We start from the raw sequence: 10,267 nt of genomic DNA, 5'->3' as shown, positions 1-10,267 counted from the left end.
GGGGGGGGGGGGACCCCAGCCGCACGCTATCCTTGGCGTTGGCCGCAGTAGCCTGCGCCAGCTTGAGCAGGTCGGTGTCGGCGGCATACGTCGCCCAAGCCTGCGCAAGATCGGCGACGAGGCCAAGGCGAACCGTCCGCGCTGCCGATTCCGTCGCCAGTGCTGTATCGCGGTCGGACCGGGTGGCGTTGGCGAGCTTGCCGAACAGGTCCAGCTCGAAGCTGGAGATACCGCCCTGCACCGAATAGCTCATGCCGTTGAGGCCGAAGCCGCCGCCGGTCTCGGTGTCGGTGGCGGAGCCGCTGATGCCGACAGCCGGGAACTGGTTCGCCCGAGTTACGCGCACTTGTGCCCGCGCCGCCGCGACGTTCGCCGCCGCCACGCGCAAGTCGCGGTTGTTGGCCAGTGCCTCCTCGACGAGCGACTGCAGGCGAGGATCGCGGAATATGTCCTTGTAGGACACCACCGGCAGCGAAGCCTCGCTTTGCTGCAGGTAGGCGTCGCCAACCGGCCAGGAGGCCGGGACCGGCAAGTCGGGCTGGACGTACTTGGGGGCCAGCGAACAGGCGCCAAGGGCGAGGGCAGGCAGGACGCCCGCCATCAGGCGGATGCTCATGCGCTTCATGCTGCGTCTCCCGAGCGCCCGCGGCGCTGCTGCAGTTTCTCGTGTGCCGCGGCTAGGCCGTCACGTACGCTGCGGCGCACGAGCACGAAGAACAGCGGGATATAGAAGATCGCGAGGATCGTCGCGGTGAGCATGCCGCCGACCACCGCCGTGCCGATCGCGACGCGGCTGTTGGCGCCCGCGCCGGTGGCGATGGCAAGCGGCAGCACGCCGAAGATGAAGGCGAAGCTGGTCATCAGGATCGGACGCAGGCGGATCTTGGCGGCCTCCAGCGCGGCGTCGATGACGCGCTTGCCCTGGCGCTCGGCTTGCTCCGCGAATTCGATCATGAGGATCGCGTTCTTCGCGGCGAGGCCCATCGTCGTCAGCAGGCCGATCTGCAGGTACACGTCGTTCTCCAACCCGCGCAGCGTGACGAAGGCGATCGCACCCAGCAGGCCGAGCGGGATGACGAGGATCACCGCGACCGGGATCGACCAGCTTTCATAGAGCGCCGCAAGGCACAGGAACACGACGAGCAGCGACAGGGCGTAGAGGATCGGCCCTTGCCCGGAGGAAAGCCGCTCCTGATACGAGGCACCGGCCCATGCGACGCTGACGCCCGGGATATCCGAGACCAGCTGCTCCATCACGTTCATCGCGGTGCCCGAGCTGACGCCCGAGCCTGCGTTGCCCGAGAATTCGTACGCGGGCAGGCCGTTGAAGCGCGAGGTCGAACTCGGCGCCGTCGACCATCCGACGGTGGAGAAGGCGGAGAAAGGTGCCATCTGCCCGCCCGACCCGCGAACGAACCACTGCGCGAGGTCTTCCGGGCGCGAGCGGAACTGCGCGTCGCCCTGAACGTAGACGCGCTTGACGCGGCCCTTGTCGATGAAGTCGTTGACATACGTACCGCCCCATGCCGTCGAGAGCGTGGAATTGACGTTGCCGGGGGTCAGCCCAAACGCGGTTAGGGCACGAATATCGGTGTTGATCTTCAGGGTCGAGACGTCTGGAAGGTTGCTCAGGCGCACACCGGACAGCTGGTCGTTCGCGCTTGCTGCGGCGAGCAGCTTCTCGCGCGCAGCCATGAACTTGTCGTCGGACAGGCCGCTGGCGTTTTGCAATTCCATCGTGAAGCCCGCTGAATCGCCGAGGCCGCGAACGGAGCCCGGCACCAGCACGAAGACCTGCGCGTCACGAAGGCTGCGGAAGGCGGCGCTGGCGCGCTGGACGATGGCGTCGGCGCTGTCCTTGGGGTCGGTACGCTGCGACCAGTCGGTCAGATTGATGAAGCCCTGACCGCTGTTCTGGCCGGATGCACCGCGCCCGCCGCCCGCGACGGAGAACATGCCCGCGACGTTGTGCTTCTCGTAAGTCGTGAAGTACTTCTCGATTTCGCGCTGCACTTGCTCGGTGCGCGAGCGCGGGGTGCCGGCGGGCAGGCGCCATTGCACGCTGATGTTGCCCTGGTCCTCGTTCGGCAGGAAGCCGGTGGGCAGGCGCTGGAACAGCAGGAACGTGCCGACGCAAGTAACCGCGAACAGCGCGAGCCAGCGCCACTTGTGCGCGACGACGACGTCCACCTTGCGCACGTAGGCATCGGTGACGCGCTCGAAGCTGCGGTTGAACCAGGTATGGAACTTCTCCCAGCCACGCGCGAGCCAGGGCAGGTGTCGTTCGATCCAGTTCGGCTCGTGATCTTCCTCACCGTGAGGCTTCTTGGCCTTGAGCAGCGTCGCCGTCAGCGCCGGGCTGAGGATCAGCGCCACCAGCACCGAAAGTACCATCGCGGTCACGATGGTCAGCGAAAACTGGCGGTAGATCACGCCCGTCGAGCCGCCGAAGAAGGCCATCGGCAGGAACACCGCCGAAAGCACCAGCGCGATAGCCACCAGCGCGACCTGGATTTCCTCCATCGACTTGATGGTGGCATCGCGCGGAGACATGCCGGGGTTCTCTTCCAGCAGGCGCTCGACGTTCTCGACCACCACGATGGCGTCATCGACCAGCAGGCCGATCGCCAGCACCAGCCCGAACAGCGTCATCGTGTTGATGGAGAAGCCCATCACGTAGAACACCGCGAAAGTGCCCAGCAGCACCACCGGCACCGCGATCGCCGGGATCAGCGTGGCGCGCCAGCTTTGCAGGAACACGAACATCACGATGACGACGAGGATGATCGCCTCGAACAGTGCCTTCTCGACCTCCTCGACCGAGAGCTTGATGAAGGTCGTGGAGTCGCTGCCGTAGATGTATGTCAAACCGTCCGGCATTTCGGCGGATAGGTCCTGCATCTTCGCCTTGACCGCCTCTGCCGTACGTAAGGCGTCGGCGCCGGGCGCCAGCGAGATGGAGATACCTGCGCCCGGATGGCCGTTGACCCGGCTGACTGCGGTATAGTTGTCCGCGCCGATCTCCACCCGTGCGACATCGCCGATGGTGACGACCGAGCCGTCCGGGTTGGTCTTGAGCACGATGGCGCGGAACTGGTCGGCGGTCTGTAGGCGCGAGCCGGCGGTGACGACGGCGTTGATCGCCTGATCGTCGACCGCAGGCGTGCCGCCGATTTCGCCCGCCGCGACTTCGGTGTTCTGGGCGGTGATCGCGGACGTTACGTCGCTAGGCATGAGCGCCACGGCGGCGAGCTTGCGCGGGTCCAGCCAGATACGCATGGCGTGCGGCGCGCCGAACACGTTGACGTCGCCCACGCCTTGGACGCGCGAGAGCGGGTCCTGGATGTTCGAGGCAAGATAGTCCGACACGTCCTGGTTGGAGCGCTGGTCGGTCTCGTCATAGACCGCCACCAGCAGCAGCTGGTCGGCGTTAGACTTGGTCACGGTGACGCCGCGCGCCTGCACGGTCTGCGGCAGGCGCGGGATCGCGGACTGGACCTTGTTCTGGACCTGGACCTGCGCGATGTCGGGGTCGGTGCCCTTGGCGAAAGTGGCGCTGATGGTCGCCTGGCCGCGGTTGCTCGACTCGGAGCTGAAGTAGAGCAGCCCGTCGATGCCGGTCAGCTGCTGCTCGATGATCTGCGTCACCGAGTTCTCGATCGTTTGCGCCGACGCGCCTTGATAAGTGGCGCGGATGTTCACCTGCGTAGGCGCGATGTCGGGGTATTGCTCGTTCGGCAGGAAGTTCAGCGCACCGAGACCGGTGAGCATCACGATGATCGCCAGAACCCAGGCGAAGATCGGGCGATCGATGAATATGCGGGACATGAACCGTTAGCCGCGCTTGTGGCCGGATTGCGCTGTCTCTGCGCCTTGGCCTTCCTTGCGCGGCTCAACCTTTTGGGGGGCCGTGCTGACAACCGGCTTGATCGGAGCGCCCTGACGCAGGCCGTTGAGGCCTTGGATGATGACCTTGTCGCCCTTCTTGAGACCGCCGGTGACGACCGCGAACTCGTTGTAGGTGCGATCGGCGGTGACCTTGCGGCGCGTAGCCTTGTTGTCGGCGCCGACCAGCATGACGTAGGCACTGCCGTCGAAGTCGCGCTGGACCGCGTTCTGCGGGATCAGGAACGCATTGGGGTCCGATGCCTGATCGAACATCGCCGTCACGAACATGCCGGGCAGCAGCAGGCCGTCCGGGTTCGGGAAGCGGGCGCGCAGGGTGACGGTGCCGGTGGTCTGATCGACCGTGACTTCGGAGAACTGCACGGTGCCCGCCTGCGGATAGCGGATGCCGCCGTCCAGCATGAGGTGGACCTCGGTGCTGCCGGGGGTGACGCCCCCCGCCGCGAGACGCTGGCGCAGACTCGTCAATTCTGCGGCGGACTGCTGCATGTCGACGTAGATCGGATCCATGCGCTGGATCACCGCGAGCGGATCGGCCTGCGTGGCACTGACGAGGGCGCCGACGGTGAACAACTGACGTCCGATCTTCCCGCTGATCGGTGCGGGGACGGTGGTGAAGCGCAGGTTGATCTTGGCCGTATCAAGCGTGGCGGCGTTCTGCGCAATGGCAGCCTTCGCCGTGCGAGATGCCGCCAGGGCGTCGGTATAGTCCTGCTTGGCGACCGCTTCCATATCGGCGAGCGGGCGATAGCGCTCCGCTTTGACCGATGCGGCATCCGCCGTGGCGCGGGCGCTGGCGAGGTTGGCCTGCGCCTGGTTGACTGCCGCACGGTAGAGGCTGGGGTCGATCTCGAACAGGGGTTGGCCTGCCTTGACCGTGCTGCCCTCGGTAAAGAAGCGGCGCTTGATGACGCCGGTTACCTGCGGGCGCACCTCGGACGTCTCGAAGGCGACCGTACGGCCGCTGAGCGTTGCCGAGAGGGGGACGCTGCTGGTCTGCGCGACGATGTAGCCGACTTCGGCAGTGCGCTGCTGCTGGCCCTTTGACGACTCACCGGAGCATGCCGCTAGCGACACTCCGGCAAGCGCGAGGGCGGCAACAGGCAGGAGCGGCCAGCGCCAACCGGAGGGCCGGCGAAGGGCATAAGGGGGGAAGCTGTTCAAGTCGCGCGCCTTGTTGGATGTTGCCCTGTCCTATTCAGCAAAACGGTGCGCGAGCAAGCGCCCATTTCGCAGATGCGACAATTTGCGACTAAAGATCAAAGCCGCATTACAATCCGGCAGGACATGCTGAAATCCATCACGGATGTCCGCAATGACGTTAGATTTCGGGTGCGACACCAAAGGAAAGGAAATGGTGCCCGAGGGCGGATTCGAACCACCGACACTGCGATTTTCAGTCGCATGCTCTACCAACTGAGCTACTCGGGCACTCGTTCGGCGGCGGCCTCTGGAAGAGACCGGCGAGCGGTGTGGGCGGGCCTATGAAGAAGGTGGCCGACCTTGGCAAGCCCTAAATGACGAAGAAATTTCAATCGTCCTGTGGATTGTTTTTTTCCTGCCCGACGAAGTCCTCGGGATCGTGGGGCTGCCCGGGCAGGGCGTAGCCGTCGTCCAACCACTTCAGCAGGTCACGGTCGCGGCACTGCTTGGAGCAGAACGGCGTGAACTCGGCGGCGCGGGGTTTGCGGCAGATTGGGCATTTGCGTTCGGAGAGGGTCATAGCGGCACCGCCTGCGCGAATCCGGCGGCCAGCGCAAGCGTGCGCTCCTCCTGCCAGCGGATCGTGCGCCCGGTGCGCCGCGCGAGGTCGGCGAGCCATTCCTCGCTCGTCGCGGCGCGCACGGCCGGGTGCGCGGTGAGTAGCAGCGCGCCCGGTTCGGCGACATGCTCGGCGCTGCGCATAAGCAGGCGCGCGGCGGCGGCGACGGGGGCGGCACGCACCCGCTGCGGGATGGAGGGGCGTTCCAGCCGCGCGACGAGTTGCACGAAGCCGAAGCCGTTCACCGCCGTGCGCTGGTGCGGCCAGTGGTCGAGCGCTTCGGCCAGAGCCTCGTCCACCGCGCGGCGGTCGTCCTTGCGCTCCAGCGAGGGGAAGTCGATGCCTATGGAGCCGGCAAGGTCGAGCCGCCCGACCGCGTCGGCGATCGCGGGCACGGCGGCCAATGCCAGCGCGGCGAGCGGCAGGATGCCGTCGATATCGATCAGCGTCATCGCCGGGGTCGGCGTCACCACCAGCGATCCGCCCTCGAAGGCGATCACGCCGTCAAGCGCTTCGGCCACGATCTCGGGCCAGGGATCGTCGGGAAAGCGGCGGACCTTCCTGACCGGCAGTCCGCCGCCACGCAGCGATTCGGCAAGGGTGGGAGCAGGGCGAGGGGCAAGATCGCTGGCGCGGGTCTGGGCCAGTTTGTAGCGGCCGGTCTCGGCCATCGCTGCGCGGGTGACGAGCACCCGCTGGCGCGCGCCTTCGCTGGCGGATTTGGGCAAACCGTCGACGAACGCCTCCTCGCCCGAATCGAAGCGAACCGTTCCGCGTGAGGCTCCGGCGCGGCGCGATACCAGCACTGCGTCAGCGACTTCACCGGCGGTCAGCCGGCCCGGCCATTCCAGCCTTGCGGCAAGGACATGGCCGTTATCGACGAGAATCGCGCGGGTTTCGCCGATCCCCTCTTCGACCAGCCATTCAGCCAATGGGGAAGCCTGCGCCCTTCAGCAGGGCGCGCGTCTCGAACAGGGGGAGGCCGACGACGCCCGAGTGGCTGCCGGAAATCCACGCGATGAGGCCTTCGGCGCTGCCCTGGATGGCATAGCCACCGGCCTTGCCCTCCCACTCGCCGCCGGCGATGTAGGCTTCAACCTCGTCTTTGGACAATTGCTTGAAGCGCACGATCGTCTCGTTCAGCCGCTCGTGCAGGGTGCCGCCGGGCGCGCGCAGGGCGATGGCGGAGAGGACGCGGTGCCGCCTGCCCGAAAGCAACGCGAGACATTCGCGCGCGGTCTTCTCATCTTCGGCCTTGGGCAGCACGCGGCGGCCGCAGGCGACTACGGTGTCGCCAGCCAGCACGAAAGCATCGCCGGGAGGCAGCGCAAGCGCCTTTTCCCGCGCCATGCGCCGGGCGTAATCGCGCGGCACCTCGCGGGGATGCGCAGTCTCGTCGATGTCTGCAGCTTCCACCGTGAAGTCGCTCATCCCGATGCGGGAGAGCAGTTCGCGGCGTCGCGGGCTGGCGGAAGCGAGAACGAGTCGGGGGGCGCCATGCCCCGCCGACAAATCTGCCGCAGTCAGGTCAGGACCCGAACTGGCCAGGGCCGCCACGGCCCGGCATGAAGCGGTAGGTGATGCGACCCTTGGTGAGATCGTAGGGGGTCAGCTCGCAGAGCACTTCGTCGCCGACCAGCACGCGAATGCGGTTCTTGCGCATCTTGCCTGCGGTGTGGCCGAGGATTTCGTGGCCGTTCTCCAGCTCGACGCGGAACATCGCGTTGGGGAGAAGTTCGACCACGCGGCCGCGCATTTCGAGGAGTTCTTCTTTCGCCATTGGCGATCAGTTTCCATTGTTCTGGTGTGTCATCGGCGCGCGACATAGCCACGACTCCGCGAAAATGGAAGCCTTGGCGGCATTTTTGCCGTTCGTGTGACTGCTTTGTCGCCATTTGCGCATCGCGCCATGGCCCGCAACGACTTCGCGACGATGCGTACAGTAGCAAGGGCCGCCGGTTCATGTTCGCGCAAGACGATTGCGACAAAATGATACCGCGCCCCCGCTTGTGGTCCGCAAGAGGCCAAGGCAATAGCGCGGGAGGGGAAGGAACACATCACTATTTCACAGATGCACCTTGGCGGAGACTGCACTTGCGTTCCTTACCTCTGATCAGCCTCGTGGCGAGCCTCGCCATGCCGATGCCTGCGTTCGCGGCGGAAGCGGCGGCTGACGCACCTAGCGTGCCGGTCATCAAGGATGACGACTCCGATCCCGACAACCCGCTGGAAGTCCACGGCAACGAGATTCTCGTCACCGCGCCGCGCGTGATCGGCTCGATCGACGTGCCCCAGCAGCCCATTGCGGTCTTCGACGAGAACGACATCGCGTCCTATGGCGTCGCCTCGATCGAGGAACTGCTGGATGCGATCAGCCCGCAGACCGGCAGCGGCCGCGGGCGCGGCGGCTCGCCGGTCATGCTGCTCAACGGCCAACGCATCTCCAGCTTCCGCGAGATGCGCGGCATCCCGCCCGAGGCGATCCGCCGGGTCGAGGTGCTGCCCGAGGAAGTGGCGCTGCGCTTCGGCTATTCGGCCAACCAGCGCGTCGTCAACATCATCCTCAAGGACCAGTTCTCGGCGGTGACGACTTCGGGCGAATACAATCGCCCTACGCGCGGCGGCTACGACAATTACGAACTGGAAGGCGGCCTGTTCAAGATCGCCGGGCCGCGCCGCTTCAACGTCAACGGCAAGCTCGACAACACCAGCATGCTGACCGAGGCCGAGCGCGGCATCACGCAGGACGAATCGCGTGTCTCGCAAGTCGCGGGCGATCCCGATCCGGCGCGCTATCGCAGCCTCGCCGCGCAGGACCACGAACTGACGCTGGAAGGCACGATGACGCAGGGGCTGGGCGAGAAGGGCCTGGCCGGGGCGATCACCGCGACCGGCGGCTATACCCGCTCAAACACGCTCTCGCTTTCGGGGCTCGACACGGTTCCGCTGACGTATGACGGCCAGACGCTGCGCCGCACGCTGGCCGATCCGCTGAGCAACCGCTCGATCACCGATACGTTCGAGGGTGGGCTCGGCTACAGCACGATGCTCGGCGAATGGCAGGTCAGCGCTACCGCCAATGCGACGTATACCGACACGAATACCCGCGTCGATCGCCGTCGCACCGAGACGCAGTACGGCGATCTGCAGGCCGAAGTCGCATCCGGCGCGCTTTCCATCACCGGGGCGCTGCCCAATGTGCCGGGCGCAGGCGTGGACGTCGCGACCACGCGCCAACTGACGCTGTCCAACCTCGTTACCCTGTCGGGCAAGCCGTTCCGGATGCCGGCGGGCGAGGCGAACCTGACGGTCAAGGGCGGGTACGACTTCGATCGCTCCATGAGCGAGGACACGCGCAACACCGTGGGCAACGTGACGCTCCGGCGCGGCGATCTGCTGGGCGGCGTCAATCTGGCGTTGCCGCTGACCAGCAAGGGAGAGGATTTCCTTGGCGCGGTGGGCGACATCACGCTGAATTTCAGCGGCGGACTGGACCACCTGTCGGACTTCGGAACGCTGACGGACTGGAGCGCGGGCGTTACATGGTCGCCGACCGAAACGCTGATGCTGCAGGCGAGCTATATCGTCGATCAGGCCGCGCCCAAGCTGACCCAGCTGGCCGCGCCGATGGTCGAGACATACAACGTCGCGGTCTACGATTTCACCAATTCGCGCACCGCGCTCGTCACCACGGTGACCGGCGGCAATCCGGACCTGAAGAAGGAAACCCAGCGCGACTGGAAAATCTCGGCACAGTGGAAGCTGCCGTTCCTGCAGCGCTCAAACCTGATCGTCGAATACTTCCGCAACCGGTCGAGCAACGTGACGCAGGCGTTCCCCCTGCTGACTTCGGCGATCGAGGACGCCTTCCCTGACCGCGTGACGCGCGACGCGGACGGCAACCTCACCCGGATCGATCGGCGCGCGGTGACTTTCGACGAAGTGAAGACTTCCTCCATGCGCTGGGGCTTTAACATTTCGGGTAGCCTCGGCGGTTCGTCATCGACTGGCGGTTCGTCCGGAGGCTCGTCCGCGCGGATGAGCGCTGCGCCGGTGCAATCGGTCACCGGCCCGAACGGGCCGATGGCGGGCGGTCAGGTATTGAATGGGGGGCAGACGTCCAACGAAGCCGCACGCCCCAACTTCGATCCCTCGCGCTTCGCCGCGATCCGCGAAAAGCTCTGCGCGCCCGGCGCAGGCGATCCCGATCCGGCGAGCCTGCCCGAAGGATTGCGCAATCGTTTCTCCGGTGCGGACGGCAAGATCGACCCGGCCAAGCTCGCCGAGTTCAAGCAGCGTGCCTGTTCGGCCGAAGGGCAGGGGGCCACGCCCGGCGAAGGCGGCGGCCGAGGTCCGATGGACCCCGAGCGTTTCGAACGCATCCGTACCGCGCTCTGCGCGGGCGGCAGTGGCCCACCGGACGTGGCGAGCCTGCCCGACCGCATGCGGGAGCGCATCATGGGCGCCGACGGCAAGGTCGATCCGGCTAAGCTCGCCGAACTGCGTGAGCGTTTCTGTAATGCGCCGACGCCGGCCCCTGGCACGACCCGCGCGCAGGGCGAGCAGCCGGGCTTCCCGCCGCCCGGGGCTTTTGGCGGG

Annotated in this window: 8 protein-coding genes and 1 tRNA gene; 1 reads left to right on the top strand and 8 read right to left on the bottom strand. The window is 66.3% G+C overall.

Annotation, left to right across the window (positions count from 1 at the left end):
* The 8 genes from LH128_RS23520 to infA form a co-directional block, all read right to left on the bottom strand.
* Positions 1-625: TolC family protein (locus LH128_RS23520; RefSeq protein ID WP_008832188.1), on the bottom strand; the 625-nt coding region annotated here is incomplete at its 3' end.
* Complete coding sequence (locus tag LH128_RS23515) at positions 622-3,828, bottom strand: efflux RND transporter permease subunit (RefSeq protein WP_008832187.1); 3,207 nt, start codon at positions 3,826-3,828, stop codon at positions 622-624. The genes LH128_RS23520 and LH128_RS23515, both read right to left, overlap by 4 nt.
* Before the next feature lie 6 nt (positions 3,829-3,834).
* The gene (locus tag LH128_RS23510; protein WP_008832186.1) at positions 3,835-5,070 is read right to left on the bottom strand and encodes an efflux RND transporter periplasmic adaptor subunit; all 1,236 of its coding nucleotides are present in this window, start codon (positions 5,068-5,070) and stop codon (positions 3,835-3,837) included.
* 191 nt (positions 5,071-5,261) lie between these two features.
* A tRNA-Phe gene (locus tag LH128_RS23505) sits at positions 5,262-5,337 on the bottom strand.
* A 100-nt stretch (positions 5,338-5,437) separates the two neighbouring features.
* Complete coding sequence (locus LH128_RS23500; protein WP_008832185.1) at positions 5,438-5,629, bottom strand: DNA gyrase inhibitor YacG; 192 nt, start codon at positions 5,627-5,629, stop codon at positions 5,438-5,440.
* On the bottom strand, positions 5,626-6,600 hold the full coding sequence (locus LH128_RS23495) for a ribonuclease (protein WP_008832184.1): 975 nt from the start codon (positions 6,598-6,600) through the stop codon (positions 5,626-5,628). Before LH128_RS23495 ends, LH128_RS23500 begins: the two co-directional genes overlap by 4 nt.
* Complete coding sequence (locus tag LH128_RS23490; RefSeq protein WP_036524918.1) at positions 6,593-7,180, bottom strand: Maf family protein; 588 nt, start codon at positions 7,178-7,180, stop codon at positions 6,593-6,595. Before LH128_RS23490 ends, LH128_RS23495 begins: the two co-directional genes overlap by 8 nt.
* Positions 7,181-7,196: 16 nt before the next feature.
* Positions 7,197-7,448: a translation initiation factor IF-1 gene (gene infA, locus LH128_RS23485; RefSeq protein ID WP_008832182.1), complete on the bottom strand. Its 252-nt coding sequence runs from the start codon at positions 7,446-7,448 to the stop codon at positions 7,197-7,199.
* A gap of 314 nt (positions 7,449-7,762) precedes the next feature.
* On the opposite strand from infA, the gene LH128_RS23480 reads away from it, so the two are divergent.
* Positions 7,763-10,267 (top strand): TonB-dependent receptor domain-containing protein (locus tag LH128_RS23480; protein ID WP_051211563.1); only part of this gene is annotated, 2,505 nt, incomplete at its 3' end.

Source organism: Sphingomonas sp. LH128 (assembly GCF_000293195.2).
GTDB lineage: Bacteria > Pseudomonadota > Alphaproteobacteria > Sphingomonadales > Sphingomonadaceae > Novosphingobium > Novosphingobium resinovorum_A.
The sequence above is the reverse complement of the archived record's forward strand: the minus strand, read 5'-3'. Positions and strand labels throughout refer to the sequence as shown.

Excerpts from the sequence above, each read along its gene's own strand:
- LH128_RS23515 (WP_008832187.1), bottom strand. The coding sequence starts at position 3,828 with ATGTCCCGCATATTCATCGATCGCCCGATCTTCGCCTGGGTTCTGGCG.
- LH128_RS23500 (WP_008832185.1), bottom strand. The coding sequence starts at position 5,629 with ATGACCCTCTCCGAACGCAAATGCCCAATCTGCCGCAAACCCCGCGCC.
- infA (WP_008832182.1), bottom strand. The coding sequence starts at position 7,448 with ATGGCGAAAGAAGAACTCCTCGAAATGCGCGGCCGCGTGGTCGAACTT.